The organism is Dermacoccus sp. GAS27A, assembly GCF_044909235.1.
Classification (GTDB): Bacteria; Actinomycetota; Actinomycetes; order Actinomycetales; family Dermatophilaceae; genus Dermacoccus; species Dermacoccus nishinomiyaensis.
Genome location: NZ_JBIYDW010000003.1, coordinates 110245 through 134821 on the forward strand (window position 1 = coordinate 110245; position 24577 = coordinate 134821).

A 24577-nucleotide genomic window follows, 5' to 3' on the forward strand; every position below is an offset into this window, starting at 1 on the left:
GGCATGGCGTGACGCCTGACGTACTGGCCGCGGCGGGTCAGTAACCGGCCGCGGCCTGTGGGGCGTCCGCGCCGGTGGCGTCGCCGTCGAGCCCGTCGAGAACCACCCGAGTACCCGAGAGGCCGAGACGGCTGGCACCGGCCGCGATCATCGCGTGGGCGGCGGCAGCGTCGCGGATTCCGCCGCTGGCCTTGACGCCGATGTCGGGGCCGACGGTCTGGCGCATGAGGCGGACGGCGTGCTCGCTCGCACCGCCGGCGGGGTGGAAGCCGGTGGACGTCTTGACGAAGTCCGCGCCCGCCGCGACGGCAGCACGGCAGACGGCGACGATCTCGTCATCGCTCAGTGCTGCGGATTCGATGATGACCTTGAGCACGCGGCCCTCGGTGGCCTCGCGCACGGCCCGCACGTCGGCCTCGACGTCGTCGAAACGCCCGTCCTTCGCGGCGCCCACGTCGATGACCATGTCGACCTCGTCAGCCCCCCGCGCCACGGATTCTGCGGCCTCTGCGGCCTTGACGGCGCTCGTGTGCTTGCCGCTGGGGAACCCGCAGACCGTCGCAACCTTGACGCTCGTCTCCACGGGGAGCATCGACGGCGACACGCAGATCGAGTACGCGCCGAGCGCCTCGGCCTCACGGGCGAGGGCGTCGACGTCCGCGCGCGTCGCCTCCGGCTTGAGCAGGGTGTGGTCGACGATCGACGCGACGTGCGCGCGGTCGAACGGGGAGCCTGACGAGGACGAAGCAGCGGTGTTCATGCCACTCAGCCTACCCAGTGACGGGACGGGAGGACGCGCCCGTCGCAGGCCGCGCTCCGCGTCGTCGGTCGCGCCTCGGGCACATGGGTCTGACGGCGAACACGCGCGCTCGGACGTCAGCGGCCGAGCCGGTCGCGCAGTTCGGTGACGTGACGCGAGACTGCGGGGTCGAGGCCCTGCCCGAGCGCGAGGTACGTCGCAGTGAAGTCGACGCGGTGCATGAGCTGCGCGGCCCGCGCGATGGCCGGGCCGGCGTCGGGATGCATCTCGACGACGACAGCTCCCGCCGCGCGAGCGCTCTCCTGGATGCCGCTCGCGACCCCGGCCAGTGCTCCCACGCCACCGGTGCCGTTGCCGCCCAGCCCACTCGCTCCGCCGGGCGCATCGCTGACGAAGAAGCCATCGGCTCCGTCACGCCCCGCGCCGGACCCGCCCGTCGCGTCCGAGTGCAGCGTGAGGAACCCGAGGCTCGGTTGGCGCGGGGCGTCGAGGAACGGGTCGGCGAAGATGTCGTCCGGCGCGGAGACGGCGCCTTCCCCCGCGCCGGCAGTGAACGGGCCGTCGAGCGTCGCGACGAGGTCGGCCGCGTCGTCGGGCAGCTCACCCCACGTCATCGGCACGCGCGCCGTGCGGGCGAACATCGACGAGGCCCGACGCGCCGCGAGCGCCGCGACAGGGCCGTCGGCGAGGGCGACGGGCACCGTCCCGGCGAGCTGGAGCGCGGCGAGCTTGGCCGGGTTGACGAAGTGCTCCGACGACGGTCGCAGCGTCTCCGATTCGGCATCCAGCATCGCGGCGGCGACGAGCAGGTCGTCGTCGCTGACGTCGACCAGCCCCAACCGACGGGCGCCCATGAGCACGGGGGTGAGCAGCGACCACAGCGAGGTCCGGCTCGAGACCCGCCCGCGGCCGACACCGATGTGCACGCCGCGAGCGCGGGCACAGACGTCGGCGAGCGGCGAGTCGTCGGCACCGACCGTCAGTAGCGACGCGCCCCGCCGTGCCGCCTCCGCAGCGAGTGCGAGCGGCCCCTCAGCGCGCCCGGACAAGGAGACCGCGATGACGAGGTCGAGCGGCCCGACCCAACCGGGCAGCGGCACGTCGCGCCGCGTCACGACGGGCACCGGCGAACTCGGCTGCGCGAGAGTCTGCAACACATCGCCGACGCGCTCGGACCCGCCGAGCGCCCCTACGAGAACCGAACGCGGTCGTTCGTACCCGGCGACGTCGTCGATGCCCGCTTCGCGCGCGAGCGTCAGGGCCTCACGCACCTGCGCGCCCGCCGTGGCGAGCGCACGCAGCGATCCGCGTGAGTCGCAACGTTCGAGGTGGCCGGCGTCGTCGAGCCAGCTCTCGTCGAGATGGGCCATGACTTCTCCTCGGCTCGGGGGTTCGTCTCAGACATTCGGGGCGCGGCGACGCCGCCGTCGTTGCTCACGTCGAGCGTGTTCGCGGGCCGCGCGGTCGATGACCGCGCGCGCGAGCGTCAGGCGGGCAGCACGCTCGCGTCGTCGGCGAGCAGGACGGGGATGCCGTCGCGTATCGGGTACTGCAGGCGCCCGCCGCGTTCTGCGTCGACCCCGGTGCTGACGAGGACGGGCGCGCCCGAGGCGTCACTCGCGTCCTCCAGCTCGGTGCCGGTGACGGGGCAGCGCAGGATCTCGCGCAGCCACGGGTCGATCGTCAGGGGCCGGCGGCTCTTGTCGTCGTTCACTGAGCTTCTCCTTCGCGGACGGCGGCGAGCGCGGCGTCGCGCACGCGCTCCATGGTGGCGGTGTCGGCGGCCTCGACGTTGAGGCGCAGCAGCGGCTCGGTGTTGGACGCGCGCAGGTTGAGCCACCACATCGGATCGCTCTCCCCCGCGCCCTGGTGGACGAACGTCACGCCGTCGAGCGCGTCCTCGGTGAACTCGCCCTGCGACGCGACCCACGTGCGCACGCGGCCCGTGGCCGCGGCGGCGTCGCTCACCGTCGAGTTGATCTCCCCCGACGCCTCGTAGCGCGCATACGCGGCGACGAGCTGCGACAACGGTGCGTCCCGCTCCCCCAGCGCCGCGAGCACGTGCATCGCGGCGAGCATGCCGGTGTCGGCGAACCAGAAGTCGCGGAAGTAGTAGTGCGCGCTGTGCTCGCCACCGAAGACGGCGTCGTGCTCGGCCATCTGCGCCTTGATGAACGAGTGCCCGACGCGCGTGCGCACCGGCTGTGCGCCGTTCTCGGCGATGACCTCGCCGACGGCGCGGCTCGAGATGAGGTTCGCGACGACCTTGACGTCGGCCGCTGCGGCCCCCCGCGCGACCTCCTTCGCGATCTCGCGCTCCGCGACGAGCGCCGTCACCGCGGACGGCGTGACGGGCTGGCCGCGTTCGTCGATGACGAAGCAGCGGTCGGCATCGCCGTCGAAGGCGAGGCCGATGTCGGCACCGTGCTCGACGACGGCCTGCTGCAGGTCGACGAGGTTGGCCGGCTCGAGCGGGTTGGCCTCGTGGTTGGGGAACGTGCCGTCGAGCTCGAAGTACAGCGGGACGATGTCGAGCGGCAGCTGCGCCAGGCCCGCGTCGGTGCCGAGCACGGCCGGGACGGTGTGGCCGCCCATGCCGTTGCCCGCGTCGACGACGACCTTGAGCGGGCGTCCGCCCGACAGGTCGACGAGACCGCGCAGGAACTCGGCGTACTCGCGCAGCATCTCGCGCTCGGTGACGCTGCCCGCCGGGCCGTCGAACGGCACACCCTGACCTCGATCGAGCGCCCATTGCGCGAGGTCGCGGATCTCGGCGAGACCGGTCTCGAGGGAGACGGGGCGAGCGCCCGCGCGGCACAGCTTGATGCCGTTGTACTGCGCCGGGTTGTGGCTCGCGGTGAACATCGCGCCCGGCAGATCGAGCGCACCGGAGGCGAAGTAGAGCCCGTCAGTCGAGCACAGCCCGATGAGGGTGACGTCGACGCCGTACGCGGCGGCGCCGTCGGCGAACGCGCGCGACAGCTCCGGAGAACTCGGGCGCATGTCGTGCCCGACGACGATGGCGTTCGCGCCCTCGGGGCGCACGACAACCTGCGCGAACGCGGCGCCGAGCTCGCGGGCAACGCGCGGGGAGAGCTGGTCGGGCACGAGGCCACGCACGTCGTAGGCCTTGATGAAGTCGTTGAGCGCGGGTGCAGTCACGACGTTCACTCTACCGGCGCGAGGGCCCTTCCCGACCGTCGAAGGGCCTGTCGAACCGGCCCCCGTCGGCGTCGTCGTCATCGGAAGCGTCAGAGAGCGCGTCCGCGGGCGTCTGACCGGGCAGCACCCGAAGGTGACGGCGGCGCTCCGTCGCCGACAGCAGCGTCGGGTCACTCGCGGCGACGCTGCGCGTCGAACGGCGCGTCGGCTCGGGCTCCCCCGGCGCCGGGCGTACCGCCGCCTGACGCACGGCCTCGGCGAGCGCGACGAGATCGTCGGGCGTCGGCTCGGGCGGCGTCATGTCGACGGCGAGGCGGACGATGTCCCACCCGCGCGGCGCGGTGAGGCGCGTCGCGTGGTCGGCGCACAGGTCGTAGGTGTGCGGCTCCGCGTATGTCGCGAGCGGGCCGAGCACGACCGTCGAATCGGCGTAGACGTACGTCAGCGTGGCCACGGCGGGCTGGGAGCAGGCCGATCGGGAACACTGTCGCATCAACGTCACGAGGCACAAGGGTACGCCACGGCGGACACCACGTTAGGCTCGCCGGGTGACTCCTCGCCCGACCCCACGCGCGCCGCGCGGGGACGCCCCGACGCGGCGCGATCGTCACGGGCGCCGCCATCGTGGGCCGCTCGCGTGGCCGCCCACGCCGTCGATGCTGTCGCGGGCGCGCTCGTTCGACGAGGCGGTGCTGCGCAGCGTCGAACGGCTCGAGGCGCGTTGGGGCGAGAGCCTGGAGCACATCGAGATCGGCGTCGAGGAGGTGCCGCCGTCCGATCCGAGCGCGTGGGAGGACGCCGTGCCGCTCGGGCGCGCCTTCCCAGCCGAGGGCAAGCACCGCGCGCGCATGGTGATCTATCGCCTGCCGATCCAGACGCGCTCCGCCGACCTGTACGAACGCGACCTGCTCGTCGAGCACGTCGTCACCACCCAAATCGCGGCCCTGCTCGGGCGCGAACTCGACGAGGACGACCAATGAGACTGACGCCCACCGCCGCCCCGCTGCTGCTCGCCGACATCCTCGTCGCCGGGCGCGCACCCGTGCTCGTGACGGGCGCGTCGGGGGTGCTCGGGCGCTGCGTCGTCGAGGAGCTGCTCACCTCCTCCATCCCCGTGCGCGCGCTGACGCACCGACGCGACGTCGACCTGCCCGACGCGGCGGCCGGCATCCCGGCGCGCCTCGAGCACGTCACCGGCGACCTCGGCACCGGCGCCGGGCTCGACGCGGCGCTCGACGGCGTCGAGGCCGTCATCCACTGCGCAGGCAACCCGAAGGACGCGCGCCGCGTCGACGTCGAGGGCACGCGACGCCTCGTCGACGCGCTCGACGCGTGGGCACCGAGCGCGCACCTCGTCCACGTCTCGATCGTCGGCTGCTTCGAGAACCCCTACCCCTACTACCGGGCGAAGGCCGACGCCGAGAACGTCGTCGAGGCCTGGCACGGTCGCGCGAGCATCGTGCGCGCCACCCAGTTCCATCCGTTCGTCGCGCAGCTCGTGCGCGGCGCGGGCGCTCGCGCCCTGGGCGCCGTCGAGGACATCGAGGTGAGCCCCGTCGACCCGCGCTGGGTGGCGACGAAACTCGTCGACGTGGCGTCGCTGCTCACGAGCCTGCCCACGCCGATGGAGCTCGCCGGGCCGGAGACGTTCACCCTCGCCGACATCGCGACGCTCACCGCACACCTCGATCGCCGACGCGCGCCGCGCACGGCCCCGCTGCCGACGATCGGTGCGACGATGCGCGCCTTCACCCGCGGCGCGCATCTGCCGAGCGAGCAGACACAGATCGGTGGACGCACCTACGCGCAGTGGCTCTCGGCCGAAGAACACTGACCTACCGGTAGGACGCCGCGCCGGGTTCAGGCGGCGGCGTGGTTCGGTGTCGGGGAAGCTCGGGAGTGAGTTGCTGCGGCTCGGCGGTTCGCGCCTCAGCGCTGGGTGACTTCGACCGGCGCGCGCAGCCACGGCGTCGGCACGAGCGGCACGCTCGTCACCGGCTGATCGGCGCCCGCATCGCGGACGAGCACCGCGGCGTGGACGGGCGCGGCGTCCGTTGATCCGTCATCTCGCAGCAGCCACACCGTGGCGTTCTTCGGCACGTCCACACTCGCCCATCCGTTCGCCGGGACGTCGAGACGTCGGCGCGTCGCTTTCCCGGACGGATCGCTGACGACGAGCGTCACCGACGTCGCCCGCCCCTCGCCCATGACGACGAGTCGGCCGGCGTGGCGCGCCCCGTCGAGACTGACACCGGCTGCGGCATCGAGCGCCGGGGCGGCGGGCACCCAGGTGAAGTCGCGCGACTTCTTGGACGCCGAGGACGCAAAGGCGGAGGCGATGATGTTCTCCTGCGAGCTCGCGCGCACCGCGGCGACGTCGTCGTCGATGCCGTCGAGCGTGACGTCGAGGCTGCGCCCGACGGGCACCGTCACGACGCGTTCACTCACGTCACCGGCGTCCTTCCCGGACGCCTGGAGGCGCACGACGGCCGCGCGGGAGCCTGGCGCCGCGAGACGCACACGTACGGAACGATCGACGACCGGCACGCCGGGCATCACCTGCACCGGCGCGGGCGGTGCGTACTGGGCGACGACGTCGTCGCCCTTGCGCTCGGTTTCGCCGACGCGGTCGCGGACACTCGCGACGACCGCACCGTCCTCACTACGGACGTGAACGACGGCCGCAGCGTGCGCGAGAGCGTCCGCGGGGATGTTGACGCTGACGCGTCCATGCGCGGGCACGGCCTTGTCGGCGATCGCGGCGGAGTCGAGCGCGCCGTCAGCCGCGCGGACGTCGACGTCGACGGACACCGCGCGTGCGCCCGGGTTGACGAGGGTGACGGTGAGCAGCCTGCCGGGTTGCTTGTCCCCCACCGGAATCCACGCCTCGGCCGTCGCCTGGGTGCAGGCCTGCGCGCTCACGGCGCCGTTCGCCTCGTGGAACTGCGTTGCCGTGATGCCGGGCGCCGAGGCGCCTCGCGCGACGACGTCGAGGGGCCCGTTCTTCGAGGTGCGGTTCATGCTGTGGCCGCGCTCGAGCGTCGCGGCTGAGCTGTGACCCGCCTCGTTCACCTGCAGCTGCCCCCCGCCGCCGAGCATCGACGACAGCTGCATCGGCGCCGACGCGAGCGCCAGCGTCGCCGCGTCCTTGCCCTCGCCGCCCGGGCACACGAGCGACGCCGCGTCGACGGGCATCGCGGCGGCGCGGGCCGTCGGCGCCGCTGCCTTCGGCGGGTGGACGGGCGCGGCCTGCGCTGCCAGGACGACGGCGCCCGTCCCGGCGGCAAGGACGCCGGCGCGGATCCACCCCTGAGCGCCCCACGTGCGTGGCCGACTCGTGCGCGAACGGCTCATGCGCGCTCCTTCTTCCGCGTTCCGAACGGCAGCGCGAGGAACGCGACGACACCGAACAGGCCGAGCTGCGCCCAGCGCCAGCCGCGCCACGCCGTCCCGGGATCGATCTCCAGACGACCGCCCGCAGCGCCCAGTTCGTAGGTCGGCAGGTCGCCTGCGACGTGCCGCAGGGGGTGGCCGTCGAGCGTCACGCTCGCGTGCTCGGCGAAGCCCGGCCCAGCCGCGACGGCGACGCGTCGCGCGGCAGCGCCCGCGGGCAGCGTCGTCGAGACGCGCGCATGGTCGCCGCTCACGGGCACGATCGTGCGATTCTCGCCGTCCGTGACGACGACGCGGGCGGCACGCTCGGTGCCCTCTCCGTCGACGTGGTAGAGCGAGGTGCCGGCGGTGCTCGCCATGGGCGTGAGGCCGTCCACGCCGTCGAGTTCGAACGAGCGCGCCCCGGGCTCCTGGGTTGCGCTCACGTACGCGACGCCGGCTTCGCGCAGCGCGCGCGCCGCGTCGGATCGGTCGGCCGCGGCGTCCGTCAGCGACCCGATCGCCCGCGTGACGGCGGCGGGGGTCCGCATCGTCGGGACGCCGGCGTCGGCAGCCGGCAGCCCGGCCTCGCGGCTGCGGACGGTGAAGTCGGCGGCGTCCGCACGCGCGTGAAGTTCGAGCACGAGAGCCGCGCGGGCGCTGTGTGCCTCGTGGGCGGCGATGGCCGGCAACGGGTCCTCGACGCACATCAACCGCGTGGTCGTCGGCGACGTCCAGGCCGCGCAGGCCGCCGTCCCGACGGTGACGAGGACGGTGCCCACGGTGGCCCAGCGCAGCGGGGTGCCGCGCGCTGCGCGGCGGGTACGCGGAACGGTGGTCTCGCCGGCCGCGACGAGCGCGAGGGCGAGCAGGCAGGCGACGAAGGCCAGCAGCGGCAGGCCGGCCCACACGTGCCAACCGGGGTTCGCGCCGAAGGAGTGGCGGGGCACGATCATGGCCACCCCCAGCGACGCGAGGGCACCGCCGACGAGCACCCACCGCGCGGCGGCGAACGAGCGTCCGCGCACGGCGCCGAACAGCCCCGCGAGCAGCACGGGGATGCCGAGGACGAGCGGTGTCGACCCGGGCCCGCCGGGGTGGGCGAACAGCATCGCGACGGGGTCGGTGGCCACCTCCTGCGTGAGCGTGCCGGGGCCGGCGACGAGCCGGGCGGGGTGACGCCACACCTCGAGGCTCCAGTGCCCCAGCAGCAGCGGCACGAGGACGGCGACGGCGAGCGCCCGCCATTTCGCCGCGCGGCGACCGAATATGACGATGACGAGCAGGACGACGGCGAGCGCCGGCAGGAAGGGCGGGGCGAACGCGACGAGGATCGTCGCGGCGAGAGCGCATGCGGCCACCGCACCGGTGTCGCCCGAGCGACGCGCGATCGCGGCCAACCCGGCCAGCGTCAACGGCACCATGATCGCGGCGACGAGGGCGCCCAGACGCCCGTCCGCCATGGCCCCCGTCAGCGGCGCGGCGCTGCCCCACAGCAACGCGACGACGGCACGCGGCCAGGGACGCCGCGTCACGACGCGGCCGGCCCAATAGGCGGCGAGGCCGGCCAGGACGGGCGCGGCGAGGAACAACCACGTGAGCGCGGCCTGGGCGCTCGCGGCGTCATCCGTCCACGGGAACACCGAGACGAGCCACGCGCCCGCCGCGAGGAACGGCAGATACGGCGCCGAAGAGGCGGGATGCCCGTACCCGTCGCCCTGCCAGGCGTCGCGCCACGCGTGCCACCCGGCGCTCGCGGAGGTGAAGCTCGGCTCGAGAGCGCCGCCCGCCAGGCCCGCTCCGCCACTCAGCAGGTCGGTGTCGAACGTGCGACGCGCGAGCACGGCGCTCAGTGCGACGAGAGCCAGGAACAACCACAGGCCGGGGTGTCGCAGGCCGCGCGCGACGATGCCGCGCGGAGTCGTCAGGTGTTCGGCGTCCTGGGACGTGGGCCCGGTCTCCGACGACGCCGGGCTCGCACCGGCCGTCCGCGAACCGCTGGGCGTGACGGCCTCGACGAACGCCTCCCACGCGCGGGCGCGGCCGACGGAGGCGGGCACGAACAACGACCGCAACTGCGCAGTGCTGACGACGGCGCGACCGCGGAAGCGCCGGCGCGCGCCGAAGATGCGGGCCAGGCCGAAGGATGCGCTCGCCTGCCCCAACTCGGCCGCGGCACGCCGCGGCCGCTTGACGAGCAGCAGCGCGAGCGCGAGCAGCAGCGACGTCAGCGTCGTCCAGACCATCGCGAACGGCAGGCGCCACGCATGTGTGCGCGCGAGGGCCACCTGACGGTGACGACGCAGCGTCGCGCCCGAGTGCGGCGCAGGACGATCGGGGTCACCCGCACGGCGCGACAGCGCACGTCGCTCGCGGCGGGTAGGGCGCGAGCCACCCCCGTCGATGGAGCGCAGCAGGTGCGCCGCGTCGAGATCCTGATGGGCGACGGCGTCGGGGATGACGGCCACCGCGTGCCCGGCGAGGTGGGCGCGCCAACACAGGTCGAGCCCGTCGCCGTCACCGTCGAAGGCGGGGTCGAATCCGCCGAGTTCGAGATAGACGTCCTGGCGCACGAGCATGCCGGAGCTCGCGACGGCGAGCACGTCGCGGCGAAGATCGTGCTGGCCCTGGTCGAGTTCGCCGTCATGCGTGCGCGCGACGTGCCGGCCGCTCGTCGTGACGTCGATGCCCACGTTGACGAGCCGGTCTGGGCGGTCGAGTTCGTGGATCTTGCAGCCGAGGATGCCGAGTCGTTCGCTGCGTCCGGCCGCCCTCAGCTGGGCGGCGAGGGCCGTCGGCAGCGGCGCCGAATCCTCGTGGAGCAACCAGAGCCAGTTGTACCGGTCGTTCGGGTGGCTCTCGCGGCGACGTGCACGGCGTCGGGTGCGTAGCGCGACGACGTGGTCGCTGGAGCGTGCGGGCAGCGCCTGGACGGCGCGGTCGACGAGCGCGGCGAACGCCTCGTCGTGCGAGGCGGTGACGACGGTGACGTCGAGCGCCCGCAGGTCGGCGCGCTCGCGGGCCATCGCGTCGAGGGTGTCGCGCACGCGTCCGGCGGCGCTACCGTCGACGACGACGAGGCGGTCGGGGCGGCGCGTCTGCGCGCAGACGGCGGTGACGGTGGCGTCGAGCCAGGGCTGATGGGCGTCCCGCGCGATGAGGACGGCGGTGACGAAGGGGTGTGCTTGGGAGCCGTCGTGCAACTCGTCGACGCCGTTGACCTGGGTCGCCGACACTTCGCTCAGACCGCGCGCTTCTTCAGCTTGCGGCGTTCGCGCTCGGACAGCCCGCCCCAGATGCCGAATCGCTCGTCGTTCTCGAGGGCGTACTCGAGGCATTCGGAGCGCACCTCGCACCCGACGCAGACGCGCTTCGCCTCACGGGTCGAGCCGCCCTTCTCGGGGAAGAAGGCCTCGGGGTCGGTCTGCGCGCACAGGGCGCGCTCCTGCCACGACAGCTCTTCCGTGTCGTCCAGGGCGTCGTGCAGGCTGATCAACTGCATGAATTCCTGCATGTCCGTCCTTTCGTGGTCGGCGGTCGCGGCGGGTGGGCCGGGTTCTGCGGTACGTCCCGGTCATCGGCACGTCGGTCGTGTGGCTATCGTGATCCGTCGCTCGCAGCGGCCATATCACCGAGCGGTGACAACCCCCTGGTGACGCGACGATCCAGCCGATGATCCGCCAATGGCGAGCCGTCGACAAGGTCGACGGTGACGCCCGGACGAAGGGCGTCGTGCGCAGCGAGCAGGTGGCAGCGAGAGCGAAGCGGTGGCTAGAACCAACGGTGTTATTACATCGGTGTCATTCGAGTGAGTCAAGCCGAACGGGTGACCCCGATCAGCCCTCGGCGGGGGTGGTCGAGGCCCTGCTGCGCCCCCGTGTCACACTGACACAATGCATGTGAGCGTCCTATCTAGTGGTCCCCTCTCCCGCCCGGCACTAGATGCGCTGTTCGGGCGAGAGTCCATCACCAACACGCGTTTGCTCGATGTGATCTACGTCACCAACACGTCGCATGACATCAGTCTCGCAGGTCTCAGGTTCTGCCCCAACCTCGACGCGGTGTGCCGAATTGCGGACGATGCGGTGCCGGGGACGCGCACAGCGGTCGTCTCTCTGCGGGACGCCGGTCTCATTCCGACCGGCGCGTGGGGCTGGCTCGACGATGAGGCCCTCGCCCAGGCCGTGGCCCGCACCTATCGCCACGCGCGGGGCACCGGCGCCGTCGCCGCAGCTCAGCAGCAGTGGACGCAGTGCCGCGGCGCGCAGAGCGAGACGGCTGCCGTCCTGCCGCTCACCGAAGAACCCATCGAACTGCATGTGCTCGAACCCGACGGCGACGGTGGGCAGGTCAGCCGTCACGCGCTGCGCTGGATCGAGGACACCGACCGCCGCGAGCCCGAGGGGTTCGTCGTCGCCGGCGTCGATCACGCCGACGCCGCGCCCGGCGTGCTCGACGCCGTGCGCAGCGCCGACGTCGTCGTCCTGCCGCCGATGTCGCCGATCCTCGACATGGCCGGATTCCTCGCGGTGCGCGGGATCCGCGACGCTCTGCGCGGCACGTCGGCGCGCGTCGTCGCGCTCAGCCCCATCGGCCTCGACGGGCACCGCCCCGCCGGGGTCGACGCCGCGAGCTGGCGACTCACCGGGGCGACTGCGTCATCGGCAACCCTCGCCCACCTGTACGCCGACTTCGTCGACGCCCTCGTCATCGACGACGCCGAGGCGCCGACGCGCTACCCGTCGTCACTCACCGTGACGCGAGCGCCCATGCGGGCCGCCCTCGCGGGGGACGTCGACGCCGCCGCCCGGCTGCGCGCCGTCGTCCTGGGTGACGCTGCCCTGTTGTCGTAGTCAGCTCCCCCGCGGCGTATGCGTTTCACCAGGTGCGCGTCGGCAGGTGCGACGGCAGCGTCATGCGTGCGCCGTGGCGTGGGCGCGGCGGGCCGCCGGCGAGGATGAGGCGCTCGGCGCGAAACCGGTGCCCCCGGTATGGCTCCAGCAGGCGCGCCATGCCGGCGTCATCGGTGTCCTGGCCGATCAGCGCGTGCCCGATCTGCTTCGCGACGTGGTAATCCCTGAACGTCGGCGCATCGGCGTCACCCCAGGCCGTCTGCGCGACCTTGGCACTCGTCCACACTCCGAGCCCGGGCACGGACCGCAGGCGAGCGTGGGCCTCGGCGTGCGGCAGGTCGGCCGTCCGCTCGAGCGCGTCGGCGTGGTCGAGCGCTCGCATGATCGTGCGCGACTGCGGTGGCTCGACGCCGGCCTGCAACCACGCCCAGGACGGGATGCGTCGCCACCCCCGTGCGTCCGGCGCGGCGTGCATGCGGGCGACGGCATGCGCCTGCGGGCCGGCTGCGCGCACGACCTCCGCGGGCGTCGGGATGGGCGTGCCGTAGCGGCGTACGAGCACCCGAAACCCGCCGAACGCCTGCTTGCCGGTGACCTTCTGCTCGAGGATGCTCGGCACGAGCGAGGTGATGACGAGTCCCGTGCGCGGGGCGCGCCAGTGACGATGGTGCGGCTGGCGCAGTGCCGCCGTCACCCGGTCGTGACGGGCCACGAACCCGGACGGGTCGTCGTCACCGCCCAGGATGCGAGGCACCCGACCCTGGAACCACGCCGCACCCGGGCCGTAGGCCCGCAGCTCGACGCGGTCGGGACGCTCGGCGCGCGCGCTGCCATCGGGCATGGCGGCGGTTCGCGGCTCACAGCCCGCCATCCCACCGAGGCCCGGCCTATCCGCTCGTGCGGCTCCGGGCGTCGCTACGGGTGCACCGCCACGCACGGGCATCGAGCGCCACCACGTCAACGCCGGCCCGAGGGGCGTCGTCACCGCCCACCACAACTGCCGTTCGCCGATGACCATGCTCGGGTCGCCCACGCCGCGGCGCAGGGCGCCGAGGATCTGCGCTAGCGGCACCGGCCGGCCGGGTTCCCACACCTCGAACAGGTCGGCCGACATGGCGCCGGGCGCGCCCGCCCCGTCGGCCCCGTGGACTGTGTCGCCCCCGCCGGCCCCCTCGGCCGCGTCAGCGACGTCCATCAGACCCACGCTCCTCGAGGCCGCGGGAGACCACAGCACTCACCTCGCGCTCCACCTCGTCGAGTGGAACCCGCTCACCGAGGAACGCCTCGAAGATCCCGGCTTGCTCGGGCGAGACGTCGGTGTCGAGGTGCGCCACGCTCGGCTCACTCACCCACACGACGGGCATGCCGACCATGGCCGACAGGTTGATGAGGGCCGTGCTCGGCCCGCCGAGCGCCAGGCTCGCACGCACGACGTCCGGGTCGAGCTCGGCGGTGCCCCGCGAGAGCATGATGTCGAACTCCGCGTACCGGGCGCGATCTTCGGCGGGGTGCGGACGCACGAGCGGTCGCAGCCCGGCCGCGGCCGCGGCGTCCGCGAGGCGTCGCACGTACGCGAGGTAGGCCTCCGGCGAGCACCAGCCGAGGTCGACGACCGGCTGGGTGAGGATGACGGCGCTCGCGTCGCTGCCGGGGCGCGCGTCGCCCAGCTCGCGTCCGAACTCGGCGGCGACGGCCGGCAACACCTCCCACGATGATCCGACCGAACGGAACGTCGGCCACCGCAGCGTCGTGCAGGCGCGCGCGATGGCCGCGGTGACGAGCGTGCGCGCTGCGGCCTTCGCCGCCGGGGTGCCGTGACGCTCCAGCGCCGCCCGCCGCGAGTCACGCGAAGCGTAGGAGCCGATGCCCTCGTCCGTGACGACGACCTCGATGCGCCGCGTCGGGTTGGCTCGTCGCAGCCGGGCGACGGCCTTGAGCCCCGGCGCGCCCACGGCGACGTAGAGGCAGCGGGCCGCGTCGTCGAATCGCCATCCGGGCATCCCGTCTTCGACGGTGACGCTCCCGCCCTGAGGCAGCAGCTCGCGCGCGTCGTCGACGGTGACGGCGGCGGAGGCGAGGAACGCGGGCGCGGCGACGAACGAGACGCGGATCGGCGTGACCCCGTCGACGAGGGTGCGCACGTAGGAGGCGATGTAGACGAGGTGACTGCGGTTCTTCACCCCGGTGATGGCGACGTGGATGCCCCGCGTGCCCTGCGCGTCGAGCGACGCTGGGCGGCCGCTCGAACGAGTGAGTCTGCGACGCAGCGAGGTTGCGGCCCCCATCACAGCACCGGGGGCCGGCCGAGACGCGTCAGCCGGGCGACGGTCGACCACGACATGACGCGCCGCTCCCCCGCGTCGGTCCGCACGCCCTCGACGAAACCGTCGAACCAGGTCTTGAGTGCGTCCTTGTCCTTGACGCGCAGCACGGTGATGGCGGCCCAGTTGCCGAGGTAGAGGGGCACGAGCGGCGCCGGCAGGTTGCGCTTGGCGACCCACACCCGGTTGCGCGCGTTCATCCGGTAGTACACGGCGTGACGCGCGGGGCTCGTCGCGGGGTGCTGGACGGTGATGCTCGGCACGTACTGGATGACCCAGCCGGCGTCGATGAGCCGCCAGGCGAGGTCGATGCCCTCGTGGCCGTAGAAGAACGCCCCGGGCCAGCCGCCGACTTCCTCGAACGCGGTACGCCGGGACAGGTGGATGCCTTCGAGGAACCACGTCGCGGGCCCGGGCTTGCCGCCGCCTTCGACACGCAGGCGCGGAATCCATCGCCGCGGCGTCGGCTTGCCCGTCGGATCCTGCCCCAGCGGGCCGATGACGGCGTTCTTCGGGTCGCGTTCCATCTCTCGCACCATGTCGGCGAGGACGTGGTCGTTCGGCAGGGTCGCGTCGTCGTCGTAGAAGAAGAGGTAGTCACCGCGCGCCTTGGCTGCCCCGATGTTGCGCCCGCCCGGGATGCCGAGGTTCTCCGGCGAGTACAGGGCGCGCACGAGGTCGGGGAACGGCCACGGGTTCTCGGCCGGATCCCACCCGTTGCCGAGCAGCACGACGTCGAGTTCGACGTCGCGCTGGGCGATGAGCGAGTCGAGCGCCGCCCGCAGATCGTCGGGGCGGTTGCCCATCGTCATGAGGACGACGCCGACCCTCGGCAGCGCCCTGCCCTCGGACGAGCCCGGTTCCGCACCCGGTTGTGTCATCATCATGTCTTTCCTCCGTCATGGGAAACCGTGGCGCTCACCGCACCTCGACTCAGCTGCCAGGCTAGAGTGCGCCGCCGACAACCCCGGAATCTCGGGGTTTTGCGCCGCTCAACGCCGCCGCGCGCGTCATGACGACGTCACCTCGAACCTCCGTGCGCCACGCCACCCGACCCACCGCGGCATCCTCCAGCACGTCGGCCGGCACGGCGAGCCCATGGCGCGAGAGCCACGTGATGATCGGGACGTCGGCGAGCTTGGCCAACGCTTCGGCGCGCGTCCAGGCCCCGGCGAACTCGACCGGGTCGTCCACCCCGAACCGCCGTACCAAGGACGCCCGCACCGGCGCGACGATCTCGGCGTCGATGACGAAACGCGCGCTCTCCCTCACCCGTTCGGGCACACACCAGCCGAGGCCGGTCCCGTCGGCGAGGTAGCTACGCGCGGCGTCGGGAAACGTCGTCGCGTTGACGTCGGCGGCGCGCACGACGTCGCCGTCACGCACGGCGGCCTCGAGCACCACACATGCGGGTGAGGTGTTCGAGGCCGGTGGCCGCGTCGTGGGGTCGTTCAGATCGAGCCGCCGCCGTCGATCGTCAGCACCATGCCGTTGATGTTCGTGTCTTCGAACAGCAGCATGCGCAGCGTCGGCGTGATGTTCTCCGGCTCGACGAGACGGTTCGTCGGCGTCCGGCGGGTGATCGTCGACAGCTGCTCGGTGCCGAGCACGGAGCTCATCTCCGAGGCGAAGAAGCCGGGCGCGATCGAGTTGACGAGGAATCGCCCGTGCATCTCCCGCGCGAGCGAGCGCGTCGCGGCGTCGAGGCCACCCTTCGTCGCCGAGTACGCGACGAGGCCGGCGTAACCGCGCTGCGCGCAGACGCTCGTCACGTTGACGATGCGGCCCTTGCCGACCTTCGCCATCGCGTGACGCATGAACGCGCGCGTGACGAGCAGCGTCGCCGTCAGGTTGGTCGAGATGATGTCCTCGATGCGCTCCGGCGTCGTGTGCAGGTGCAGCGAGTCCTGACCGATCGCCGCGTTGTTGACGAGTGCGTCGATCGGGCCGAGCACCTTCGCGGCGTCCTTGATGAACGACGTGACGGCCTTCGAATCCGTGATGTCGACCGAGCCGACGTACACGCGCTCCGGGTTGGCGTCCATGAGCTGCTGCAGTTCGGGCGTGACGGTGCGGGCGAACGCCGCGACCTTCGCGCCGTTCGCGAGCACCTCCTCGACGAACGCGAGGCCGAGGCCGCGCGAGCCTCCGGAGATGAGGACGCAGGAGGCTGCGGGGATGACGTTCGGCTCGTTCGTGGTCTCAGACATCGCTCTTCAGGCTCTCCTTGATCGGGATCTCACTCAGGTACTTGACGCGGCGTGGCACCGCGTATTCGGGCAGTCGCTCGGCGCACCACGCCTGCAGCGCAGCCTGGTCGGGGGCATCGGGGTCACCCTTGGCGAGGCCGTCGCGCAGGACGACGTCCGCTGCGACGACGTTGCCGACGAGCGGCGCCTTGCGCCCGCGCACGGCGGCCCAGGCGACGTCGGGGTGCTCGAGCAGCACTGCCCGCACGGCGCCCGCGGACGCCTTCGACCCGCCGACGTTGATCTCGTCGCTCGCGATGCGGCCGGTGATGACGACGCGTCCTTCGGCGATCTCGACGTGGTCGCCGGTGTGGATGACGGCGTCCATGCCCTCGGCGGCCTTCGGCGAAGCGATGAGCAGCTCACCGTCCTCGACGCTCAGGCGCGGGCGCCCGGCGACCTCGCGCTCCAGCCAGGTTTCGGGGAATCCGGCGAGCCCGTCGTGGACGGCGATCGCCGCACCGGCCTCGGAGCTCGCGTAGATCCATGAGATACGTGCGTCGGGGAAGACCTCACGCAGTCGGTCGAGGATGCCCTGGTCGACGGGTTCGCCGCCGAGCGTGATCTGTTCGAGCTTCAGCTGGGCGAGCACGTCACCGTTGCGCCACAGCGCTTGACGCCAGAACGTCGGCGTGCCGGATGCCGCCGTCACGCCCGCCGCGAGCGCCTGCTGCGGCCACTCGTCGAGCTGCGAGGGTTCGACGAAGACGACGTCCTGCCCGGGCATCGTGAGCGAGAGGGTGACGACCTGCCACCAGGCGTAGGCGCCCGGGGTGTAGGGGCACAACCAGGTGCGCGCAGGCTGCTGCCCCCCGACGGTCGTCAACGACTCCAGGGTGTGTGCCACCTGCTTCGGACGCCCGGTCGAACCGGACGTCAGCAACCAGATGCGGCCCGCCTCGGGCTCGCGCGGCGCCGTAGCGGCCTCGAGCGTGACGCCGCCGGCGCTGTCGCGCACGAGCGTCAGCCCCCCGTCACGCAGCTGCGCCGCCTGCTCGTCCCCGATGCGCGACGCGGTCGCGATGAGCGTCTCGCGGCCCGGGTCGAGCGCTGCGTTCCAGGCGGCCTGAGCCGCCGCTCGGTGCCCCGAGACCAGGCAGGCCGCGGCGGGCGGCAGCGTCGGTGTGTCGGACGATGCGCCGTACGGCGCCTGCGCCAACTCAGCCCACGTGCCGTCGAACTCGCCGACGACGACGCGGTTGCCCGCGCCCGCAGGACGCGAGTCGAGCACCCCCGTCATTCGGCCTTCTGAAGCTCGTCGATGAAGTCGAGGACGTCTCCGACGGTCTCGATGGAGCGCAGGCCGGGCGCGTCGAAGTTGAGTTCGGTGTCGAGCTCGTCCTCGACCTGCAGGGCCAGTTCGGAGAAGTCGAGCGAGCGGAAGCCGATGGTGTCGAGGCGCGCGGCGTCGTCGGCGGGCAGTTCCTTGCCCTGGGCGGCGAGGACCTCGCCCATCATCGTGCGGACCTGATCGCGGCTGAGCGTGCTCATGACTTCACCTTTGCTCGATGCTGTGACGGCCCGGCGCTCACTCTGCGCGCCGCTGGGGGCGCAGCATGCCTGCCGTGGCCTGTTTCCTTACGGGGTAGTCTAGACATTCCGGCTGTCTGCGCCATTTCGTGCGTTTCGGCACCCGGCCCAGCCGTATTCGAGGGAGATCGACGATGCTTCGTCCCGCCACCGACGCCGACCAGGAGAACGTGCGCACCTGGCGCAACCATGACGAGGTGCGAGCCGTGTCGCTGACGCAGCACGTCATCAGCGCTGACGAGCATGCCGCGTGGTGGGCGAACACGAAGGACAACCCGTCGCGTCACGTGCTCATCTACGAACGCGGTGGCGTGCCGTCGGGCGTCGTCACCTTCTTCGACCTCGACGTCGACGCGAAGACGTCGTGGTGGGGTTACTACCTCGACAACGACGGCCTCACCGCGCGCGGTGAGCTGCTGCCGGCGTGGATCCAGATCCAGCGCGAGGCCGTCAAGTACGCCGACGCCGAACTCGGTCTGGACTCTCTCGACGCCGAGGTGCTCGAGATCAACGAAGGCGTGCGCCGGTTCAACAAGCGCAACGGCTTCACCGAGCTGGAGACGCAGACCCGCGAGATCGGCGGCGAGAACGTCGCCGTCATCCACGTGCGCCGCGAGCGCCCCCGCACCGACCGCCAGGAGCCGACATCATGACGCAGAACCCGAACCAGAACATCCGCATCGGTGACGTCGAGGTCGGCCCAGGCGCCGAGCCGTACATCATCGCGGAGATGTCGGGCAACCACAACGGCAGCCTCGAGACCGCGCTCGACATCGTCCGCATGGCCGCAGCACAGGGCGCGCACGCCATCAAGCTGCAGACGTACACGGCCGACACGATCACGATCGACGTGCGCACCGACGAGTTCAAGATCTCCGGCGGGCACGAGCTGTGGGGCGATCGCTACCTCTACGACCTCTACACGGAGGCGCACACCCCGTGGGAGTGGCACGAGCCGATCTTCGCGCTCGCGAAGGAGCTCGGCATCCACGCCTTCTCCTCCCCCTTCGACCCCACGGCCGTCGACTACCTCGAGAAGCTCGACGTGCCCGCGTACAAGATCGCGAGCAGCGAGATCGTCGACCTGCCTCTCATCCGCTACGCGGCAAGCAAGGGCAAGCCGATCATCATCTCGACGGGGATGGCCTCGCTGGGTGAGATCAACGCGGCCGTCGAGGCGGCGCGCAGCACGGGCAATGAGCAGATCATCGTGCTCGCCTGCACGGCCAACTACCCGGCCGACCCGAGCGAGTCGAACCTGCGCGGCATCCCCGTGATGCGCGACGCCCTCGGCACGCTCATCGGCTACTCCGACCACACGATGGGCATCGGCGCGGCTGTCGCCTCCGTCGCGCTCGGCGCGGTTCTCGTCGAGAAGCACGTGACGCTGAACCGCGAGGACGGCGGCGTGGACTCGGCGTTCTCGTCCGAGCCGGAGGAGCTGAACCAGCTCGTCACGCAGACGAAGATCGCGTGGCAGTGCCTCGGCGAGCCGCGCATCGGCGCCCGCGCGCAGGAGAAGGAGGGCCTGCGCTTCCGCCGCAGCCTTTACGTCGTCGAGGACGTCAAGGCCGGCGACGTCGTGACGGCGCAGAACGTGCGCTCCATCCGCCCCGCGAACGGCCTGCCCACCGACACCTTCGACACGCTCGCGGGTCGCACCTTCACTCAGGACGCTCCCAAGGGCACCCCCATGTCCTGGGACCTGGTCTGATACGCGCCTAACGAAGGAAACGCATCGCCGTGAGTGATACGCCCCTGCTGTCGGTTGTCGTCCCGTTCTACGGGGTCGAGGACTACCTGCTCGAATGCCTTCAGTCGTTGCAGGCCCAGACGCTGCGAGACATCCAGGTCGTGCTCGTCGACGACGGCTCCCCCGACGACAGCATCGAGATCGCCGAGGCCGTCGCGGCCTCCGACGAGCGTTTTCAGGTCGTGCGCCAGGCGAATGCAGGCCTCGGCCCGGCCCGCAACACAGGCCAGGCCCACGCGGTCGGCGAGTTTCTCACGTTCGTCGACTCCGACGACATCGTGCCGCACCGCGCGTACGAGCAGATGGTCGCGTCGCTGCGCTCGTCCGGTTCGAGCTTCGCGGTGGGCAACGCGCGCCGCTTCTCGCGCACGTCGGGCGTCCGCCAGTCGTGGGCCCACGCACGACCGTGCGCGAAGGACGCCATCGCGACCCACATCCTGGAGCGGCCTACCCTCGCGTACGACCGCATGGTGTGGAACAAGATATACCGGCGCGACTTCTACGAGGAGTACAGGTACGCCTTCCCGCCGATCAAGTACGAGGACTGGCCGGTGACGATGCGGGCCCACCTCGATGCGCTCACGGTCGACGTGCTCAAGACGCCTACGTACTACTGGCGTGAGCGCGAGTCCGGCGACTCGATCACGCAGCAGGTGTTCAAGTACGAGAACCTGCTTGACCGCGTCATCAGCGCCGAGCAGGTCTTCGACGTCCTGGATCGCCAGGCCTCCCCCGTGGTGCGTTCGATGGCGCACCGACACCTGTTGGAGATCGACATGGTGGCTATCGCGCAGGCGTTCGCCGTCGCCGAGGCGTCCGATGTTCCCCGTCTGCTGGAGCTCTCGTTGCGCTTCGTCGAGCGCCTCGAACCGCCGCACTCGGGTGAATCGCGGTACAATACCCTGCAGTATCACGCGCTGAAGGCCGGTGACGCCGATCTCTTGCGCGAACTCGCTATCTTCCGTGACGCCGGCGGGCTGGCCGGCGGCACGAGTGTGAGTCGATCCCGTCTCAAGCCCTGGCGGTGGAACCTCAACTACCCCGGCCGCACCCATCGGGCGACGCCGAACAACCTGTACGAACTGCCCTTCACCGCCTTGAAGTTGCAGACCTTGGTCACGTCCGCGCGAGCGACGAGCGAGCGCCTCGACATCGAGGCGACTGCTCAGATCGGCCATCTCCAGGCGGGCGACGACGACGCCGTCGCGGTGAACCTCGTCAACGGCATCACCCGCATCCCGCTGGAGGTCGAGACCTTCGACACGATCGACGCCTTCCGCGGCCGCAGCCGCGTCGGCCTTCGCTTCGGCGTCGATCTCGAGTCGTTGCGTGGCCGCCACGACCTCGTCTGGCCCCTCCGCTTCGAGGTGACCCGCACGAGCGCTGGCGTCACCCGCACGAGCCCGCTGACGGGCGCGGGCGCAGGGTCCGCCCAGTACCCGCAGGGAGCCTTCTTCGGCCCAAGCCAGTTCCTCCAGCCGGGCCTCACCTCGGGCAACGTGTACTGCATCCATCGGGTTGCCTTCCCCACGGTCGTCGAGGTGCTGGAGGCCTCGGACGGCGCGTTCGTCGTGCGTGGCACCATCGCCGAACCGGCCCGCAACGCGGCCGTCGTCGTCGTCCGCCCCGACGGTGCTCTGACCTTTCCCGCCACGCTGGAATCCGGCCTCGACGGCATCCAGCACTTCACGGCCCGCCTTGACCCCGCCGTCGTGCTCGACGGCGATTCGAGCGACGACCCGTTCCTGCATACGGCAACGCGACGCGTCGCAATGCGTACGGAGTTCGGCGACGTCGACCTCACCTGGCCCGGCTACGACGCAGACGTCGAGATCACCCAGGACGGTCGCCGCGTCGCACTCACGCGCAGCCGCTTCGGGAACGCCACCCTGACCTTCGGCCCCCTCGTGCCACACGTGGACTCCGCCCGTCAGGTCGGCGACGACCTGCTGCTCGAAGGTACCCACCTGGGTCTGCCGGTCCAGGAAGGTCTCATGTGGCGCCTGTATCTGCCGGATTCGGACGAACATCTCGACATCCCCGTGGCCGTGGACGTCGACGGTTCCCGCTGGTCGTCGCGCACCACCCTGAGCTCCCTGCTGCCCGACGTCGATCGCCCGACCCAGCCGGGCGCTCCCGCAGCGGACTACAGCCTCTTCTTCCAGACGCAGGGGTATGACACCCCGGCGCCGATCGTGCCCTCGGCCCTCGGTGCCTTGCCGATCGAACGCCTCGTGGCCGGGCGCAACGTGCTCGTCACCTCCATCGCCGGTAGTACTCGAGTGCAGGTGCGCTGATGTTCCCGACCAACCAATCCTTCGGAAATTCCGTCGTCCTGGCTGCGGCAGCACGTCTGCCTCAGCCGCTGTTCCCGCCGACGATCCCCGGCTACGTCCAGCCATGGCTCGGTCAGGAGTCCAGCACTTCCGATCATCCTCGTGGCGTTCCTGCATTCGTGTGGGGCCCAGCCGCAAGGGAACGGCGCCACCGTGCCGGCTATCGCAATCACACTCCCATCGGCGCACCATGGCTGTACCTGTTGGCGCTCGAGGCGAATTCGGCCATCCCGGTGCCTCCGGTTCGCAAGGCACTGCTGCCGCCCGAACCAGAGCCGAACCGGTTGCTCTATTTCCCGCACCACGGGCTGCAGGGCGAGCTTGCCGCCCGAAGAACAGCCATAGCACTGGGGTCGCAGGCCCCTGAGACAACAATCGCACTGACCCACGAACAGGCTGCGTCCGAGGCGACGCGCCGGGCTTACGAGGATGTCGGTGCGCGCGTCGTGGATCTCGGGCCGGCGCGCCAGGAGGTGGGCAGCGTCGCCCCTTTCTTCCTGCAGCGAATTCTCCAACTCATACGAGTTCATCGTTCCGTGCGCACCGATGTCGTGGGCACGTATGCGCTCTTCGCCCACAGCGCCGGCGCCATCGTCGAGGCGCATGTACCACGTGAGCGCCTCGATGCCCTGGTCGAGCGCGAACTCGGCCCGTCATGCGTCATGCCCGCCCAAGAACTTCGTGCGATCTTCGATTGGAGCACTCATGTCTGAGGCCCTGTTCACCCTCCTCGCTGACGCTGTGCCCAGCGGCGTAGATGTCGTCGTGCTGGGATTCGAAGACGACGCTCGCGCGGCCATGCGGGCCCACAGCGCCCCGGGCACGGTGTTATTCGTGGACCGGATCGCCGACCTACCTGCGGACACCGAGACGCTTCTCGCCGGGCCCGGTTGGGAGGCCGCATTCTCGGAGACGGATGAGCGCACCTTCGTCGAACGGCTGGCCCGCCTCGCCGGCCAGGTGCGGTCCGGCGCCACGATGGTCGTGGCGCTCGACAATCCCCATTCGACAGCTCGTCTGCTCACGGCCACGCCGCGTGCACTGACGTCGCACGACGTGGACGCCAGCGCCCAGGATGAAACTCGGCCCGCGTCGCCGCGAGCGTTCACCGAGGCGCTGCGCCAGGTCGGGTTCGCTGCGGCGAGCATCCACAGCCTCTTCGGTACGAACGAGCGCTGGTGCGTCCTAGACGAGTACGCTCTCGAGGCCGCACGGACGGCCGATTCGCTCTCCGGTCTCGTAGCCTCGGCCTGCTCGGCCGTGGATCGGGCCCCGGTGCTGCCGGCCGAGCAGTTCACGGAGGCTCTGGCGGCAGCGAACGCTCTGTTCACTGCAGCCGACGCGTTCGTCGCTGTCGTCGGCGGCCGCGGCCGCAGCATCTACCTCGGGGGCGCCGGTCAAGACGTGCAATGGCTCGATGGCTCTGCGGCGGATCGTCGGTGGGTTGTCGGCGGTTCGAGTGACGACCCGGATCGTCCCAGCACCGTGGCACTCGCGCCAACCGCGCACCGTCTCTTGCTCACGGCTGCGGCTGCGAGCGACACCGGTGCCTTCCGTGACCTTGCCACACGCCTCGCACAGTGGGTGGCCACCTCGTCCTCGCTCGACTCGCGCCGTGATCTCACTTGGCGCGACGTAGTCGTCGAGGGCGACACGGTCAGTCTCACGCTGGGGGCGCCGAGTGGTGGCCACGCGGTTGACCCGCTCCCCCGCGACGAGTTGCTCTGTCGCTGCTGGTCCCATTTCGTCGCTGCCGCTCGCATCGATCAACCCGAACTGCCCTGGCCTGACGCGCTGACGGACGACGAACTCGTGCACCTGTGGCTGTCCATGAGCGGCGTCGGCGAGGAGCGCGTGCGTGAGTTGGTCGAGGGGCGCGCGCGCGCCACGACGGACGACGACGGACTGTGGGCTGCTCGGCATGCTGCAGCGGCAGCGACGCGACGCATCGCCGCACTGGAGGACGAAATTGCGGCGCTCCAAGCCACCTTGCGCCTACGCGACACCGAGATGGCCGTGCGCGCCCGGGCGATTCGCTCACTTCGCGGCCAGGTGTTGAGTGCGTCGAAGAACCGCGACCTCATGGCCAAGGCCAACGCCGACATCAAGGGCTCGGCCGCGTTCAAACTCGCGTCTCAGTTCCGCAAGGCTGCGCTGATCACCCGTCCCAAGCTCCTCGTGCGCGAACTCGGCAAGGCTGCTGACACGCGAGTTCGTGCCCTGCGACGCGCGGGCTGAGTG

At 71.5% G+C, this 24577-nt stretch carries 22 protein-coding genes and 1 pseudogene; 8 read left to right on the forward strand and 15 right to left on the reverse strand.

Annotation, left to right across the window (positions count from 1 at the left end; all coding sequences use genetic code 11):
- Positions 1–37: 37 nt before the first annotated feature.
- From deoC to ABH936_RS04205, 5 genes and pseudogenes are all read right to left on the reverse strand, one after another.
- Positions 38–760 (reverse strand): deoxyribose-phosphate aldolase, encoded by a 723-nt coding sequence (deoC, locus tag ABH936_RS04185; protein ID WP_006944421.1) that lies wholly within the window; start codon positions 758–760, stop codon positions 38–40.
- A 116-nt stretch (positions 761–876) separates the two neighbouring features.
- Entirely contained in the window at positions 877–2130 is a 1254-nt protein-coding gene (locus tag ABH936_RS04190) for an SIS domain-containing protein (RefSeq protein ID WP_404602674.1), read from the reverse strand.
- A 116-nt stretch (positions 2131–2246) separates the two neighbouring features.
- On the reverse strand, positions 2247–2474 hold the full coding sequence (locus ABH936_RS04195; RefSeq protein ID WP_006944432.1) for a Trm112 family protein: 228 nt from the start codon (positions 2472–2474) through the stop codon (positions 2247–2249).
- Entirely contained in the window at positions 2471–3922 is a 1452-nt protein-coding gene (locus ABH936_RS04200; protein ID WP_404602675.1) for a phosphomannomutase/phosphoglucomutase, read from the reverse strand. The genes ABH936_RS04195 and ABH936_RS04200 overlap by 4 nt, the downstream gene beginning before the upstream one ends.
- A gap of 121 nt (positions 3923–4043) precedes the next feature.
- Positions 4044–4424: pseudogene (locus ABH936_RS04205) on the reverse strand (DUF3499 domain-containing protein); the annotation flags it as partial.
- Positions 4425–4470: 46 nt separating this feature from the next.
- Between ABH936_RS04205 and ABH936_RS04210 the strand changes: the two are divergent.
- Together ABH936_RS04210 and ABH936_RS04215 are read left to right on the forward strand one after the other, a co-directional pair.
- Entirely contained in the window at positions 4471–4902 is a 432-nt protein-coding gene (locus ABH936_RS04210; RefSeq protein WP_006944419.1) for a metallopeptidase family protein, read from the forward strand.
- Positions 4899–5756: an SDR family oxidoreductase gene (locus ABH936_RS04215; RefSeq protein WP_404602676.1), complete on the forward strand. Its 858-nt coding sequence runs from the start codon at positions 4899–4901 to the stop codon at positions 5754–5756. The genes ABH936_RS04210 and ABH936_RS04215 overlap by 4 nt, the downstream gene beginning before the upstream one ends.
- 95 nt (positions 5757–5851) lie before the next feature.
- Here the strand turns inward: ABH936_RS04215 and ABH936_RS04220 are convergent, their stop codons facing one another.
- Genes ABH936_RS04220 through ABH936_RS04230 form a run of 3 tightly spaced genes read right to left on the reverse strand, consistent with a single transcriptional unit; the run spans position 5852 to position 10796 of the window.
- Positions 5852–7276 (reverse strand): DUF5719 family protein, encoded by a 1425-nt coding sequence (locus ABH936_RS04220; protein WP_404602677.1) that lies wholly within the window; start codon positions 7274–7276, stop codon positions 5852–5854.
- Entirely contained in the window at positions 7273–10530 is a 3258-nt protein-coding gene (locus ABH936_RS04225) for a glycosyltransferase (protein WP_404602678.1), read from the reverse strand. The genes ABH936_RS04220 and ABH936_RS04225 overlap by 4 nt, the downstream gene beginning before the upstream one ends.
- Before the next feature lie 5 nt (positions 10531–10535).
- Positions 10536–10796, reverse strand: a complete 261-nt coding sequence (locus tag ABH936_RS04230; RefSeq protein WP_167539850.1) for a WhiB family transcriptional regulator — start codon at positions 10794–10796, stop codon at positions 10536–10538.
- 487 nt (positions 10797–11283) lie between these two features.
- On the opposite strand from ABH936_RS04230, the gene ABH936_RS04235 reads away from it, so the two are divergent.
- The gene (locus ABH936_RS04235; RefSeq protein WP_050786421.1) at positions 11284–12147 is read left to right on the forward strand and encodes a 2-phospho-L-lactate transferase CofD family protein; all 864 of its coding nucleotides are present in this window, start codon (positions 11284–11286) and stop codon (positions 12145–12147) included.
- Positions 12148–12172: 25 nt separating this feature from the next.
- Here ABH936_RS04235 and ABH936_RS04240 read toward each other — a convergent pair whose 3' ends face one another.
- The 7 genes from ABH936_RS04240 to ABH936_RS04270 form a co-directional block, all read right to left on the reverse strand.
- Positions 12173–13342, reverse strand: coding sequence for a DNA-3-methyladenine glycosylase (locus tag ABH936_RS04240; RefSeq protein WP_051806028.1), 1170 nt, complete (start codon positions 13340–13342; stop codon positions 12173–12175).
- On the reverse strand, positions 13329–14432 hold the full coding sequence (locus ABH936_RS04245; RefSeq protein ID WP_131941325.1) for a hypothetical protein: 1104 nt from the start codon (positions 14430–14432) through the stop codon (positions 13329–13331). Before ABH936_RS04245 ends, ABH936_RS04240 begins: the two co-directional genes overlap by 14 nt.
- Positions 14432–15352: a glycosyltransferase family 2 protein gene (locus ABH936_RS04250; protein WP_240742464.1), complete on the reverse strand. Its 921-nt coding sequence runs from the start codon at positions 15350–15352 to the stop codon at positions 14432–14434. The genes ABH936_RS04245 and ABH936_RS04250 overlap by 1 nt, the downstream gene beginning before the upstream one ends.
- A 61-nt stretch (positions 15353–15413) precedes the next feature.
- The gene (locus ABH936_RS04255; protein WP_131941329.1) at positions 15414–15869 is read right to left on the reverse strand and encodes a hypothetical protein; all 456 of its coding nucleotides are present in this window, start codon (positions 15867–15869) and stop codon (positions 15414–15416) included.
- 50 nt (positions 15870–15919) lie between these two features.
- Positions 15920–16678 carry an SDR family NAD(P)-dependent oxidoreductase gene (locus tag ABH936_RS04260; RefSeq protein ID WP_006943602.1) on the reverse strand — a complete coding sequence of 253 codons (759 nt, stop codon included), beginning with the start codon at positions 16676–16678 and terminating at the stop codon, positions 15920–15922.
- Complete coding sequence (locus tag ABH936_RS04265) at positions 16671–17957, reverse strand: AMP-binding protein (RefSeq protein WP_131941331.1); 1287 nt, start codon at positions 17955–17957, stop codon at positions 16671–16673. Before ABH936_RS04265 ends, ABH936_RS04260 begins: the two co-directional genes overlap by 8 nt.
- Positions 17954–18208 (reverse strand): phosphopantetheine-binding protein, encoded by a 255-nt coding sequence (locus tag ABH936_RS04270; protein ID WP_062258256.1) that lies wholly within the window; start codon positions 18206–18208, stop codon positions 17954–17956. Before ABH936_RS04270 ends, ABH936_RS04265 begins: the two co-directional genes overlap by 4 nt.
- Positions 18209–18381: 173 nt before the next feature.
- On the opposite strand from ABH936_RS04270, the gene ABH936_RS04275 reads away from it, so the two are divergent.
- From ABH936_RS04275 to ABH936_RS04295, 5 genes are all read left to right on the forward strand, one after another.
- Positions 18382–18900 carry a GNAT family N-acetyltransferase gene (locus tag ABH936_RS04275; RefSeq protein ID WP_131941334.1) on the forward strand — a complete coding sequence of 173 codons (519 nt, stop codon included), beginning with the start codon at positions 18382–18384 and terminating at the stop codon, positions 18898–18900.
- Positions 18897–19961 (forward strand): pseudaminic acid synthase, encoded by a 1065-nt coding sequence (pseI, locus tag ABH936_RS04280; protein WP_131941336.1) that lies wholly within the window; start codon positions 18897–18899, stop codon positions 19959–19961. The genes ABH936_RS04275 and pseI overlap by 4 nt, the downstream gene beginning before the upstream one ends.
- A 29-nt stretch (positions 19962–19990) precedes the next feature.
- Entirely contained in the window at positions 19991–22297 is a 2307-nt protein-coding gene (locus tag ABH936_RS04285) for a glycosyltransferase (RefSeq protein ID WP_160126221.1), read from the forward strand.
- Positions 22297–23049: a hypothetical protein gene (locus tag ABH936_RS04290; RefSeq protein ID WP_131941340.1), complete on the forward strand. Its 753-nt coding sequence runs from the start codon at positions 22297–22299 to the stop codon at positions 23047–23049. Before ABH936_RS04285 ends, ABH936_RS04290 begins: the two co-directional genes overlap by 1 nt.
- A gap of 121 nt (positions 23050–23170) precedes the next feature.
- Positions 23171–24574 (forward strand): hypothetical protein, encoded by a 1404-nt coding sequence (locus ABH936_RS04295; protein ID WP_404602679.1) that lies wholly within the window; start codon positions 23171–23173, stop codon positions 24572–24574.
- Positions 24575–24577: the final 3 nt, after the last annotated feature.

Coding starts and splice junctions, on each gene's coding strand:
- deoC (WP_006944421.1), bottom strand. CDS start 760: ATGAACACCGCTGCTTCGTCCTCGTCAGGCTCCCCGTTCGACCGCGCG.
- ABH936_RS04190 (WP_404602674.1), bottom strand. CDS start 2,130: ATGGCCCATCTCGACGAGAGCTGGCTCGACGACGCCGGCCACCTCGAA.
- ABH936_RS04215 (WP_404602676.1), top strand. CDS start 4,899: ATGAGACTGACGCCCACCGCCGCCCCGCTGCTGCTCGCCGACATCCTC.
- ABH936_RS04220 (WP_404602677.1), bottom strand. CDS start 7,276: ATGAGCCGTTCGCGCACGAGTCGGCCACGCACGTGGGGCGCTCAGGGG.
- ABH936_RS04230 (WP_167539850.1), bottom strand. CDS start 10,796: ATGCAGTTGATCAGCCTGCACGACGCCCTGGACGACACGGAAGAGCTG.
- ABH936_RS04240 (WP_051806028.1), bottom strand. CDS start 13,342: ATGGACGTCGCTGACGCGGCCGAGGGGGCCGGCGGGGGCGACACAGTC.
- ABH936_RS04245 (WP_131941325.1), bottom strand. CDS start 14,432: ATGGGGGCCGCAACCTCGCTGCGTCGCAGACTCACTCGTTCGAGCGGC.
- ABH936_RS04250 (WP_240742464.1), bottom strand. CDS start 15,352: ATGATGACACAACCGGGTGCGGAACCGGGCTCGTCCGAGGGCAGGGCG.
- ABH936_RS04260 (WP_006943602.1), bottom strand. CDS start 16,678: ATGTCTGAGACCACGAACGAGCCGAACGTCATCCCCGCAGCCTCCTGC.
- ABH936_RS04265 (WP_131941331.1), bottom strand. CDS start 17,957: ATGACGGGGGTGCTCGACTCGCGTCCTGCGGGCGCGGGCAACCGCGTC.
- ABH936_RS04270 (WP_062258256.1), bottom strand. CDS start 18,208: ATGAGCACGCTCAGCCGCGATCAGGTCCGCACGATGATGGGCGAGGTC.
- ABH936_RS04275 (WP_131941334.1), top strand. CDS start 18,382: ATGCTTCGTCCCGCCACCGACGCCGACCAGGAGAACGTGCGCACCTGG.
- pseI (WP_131941336.1), top strand. CDS start 18,897: ATGACGCAGAACCCGAACCAGAACATCCGCATCGGTGACGTCGAGGTC.
- ABH936_RS04290 (WP_131941340.1), top strand. CDS start 22,297: ATGTTCCCGACCAACCAATCCTTCGGAAATTCCGTCGTCCTGGCTGCG.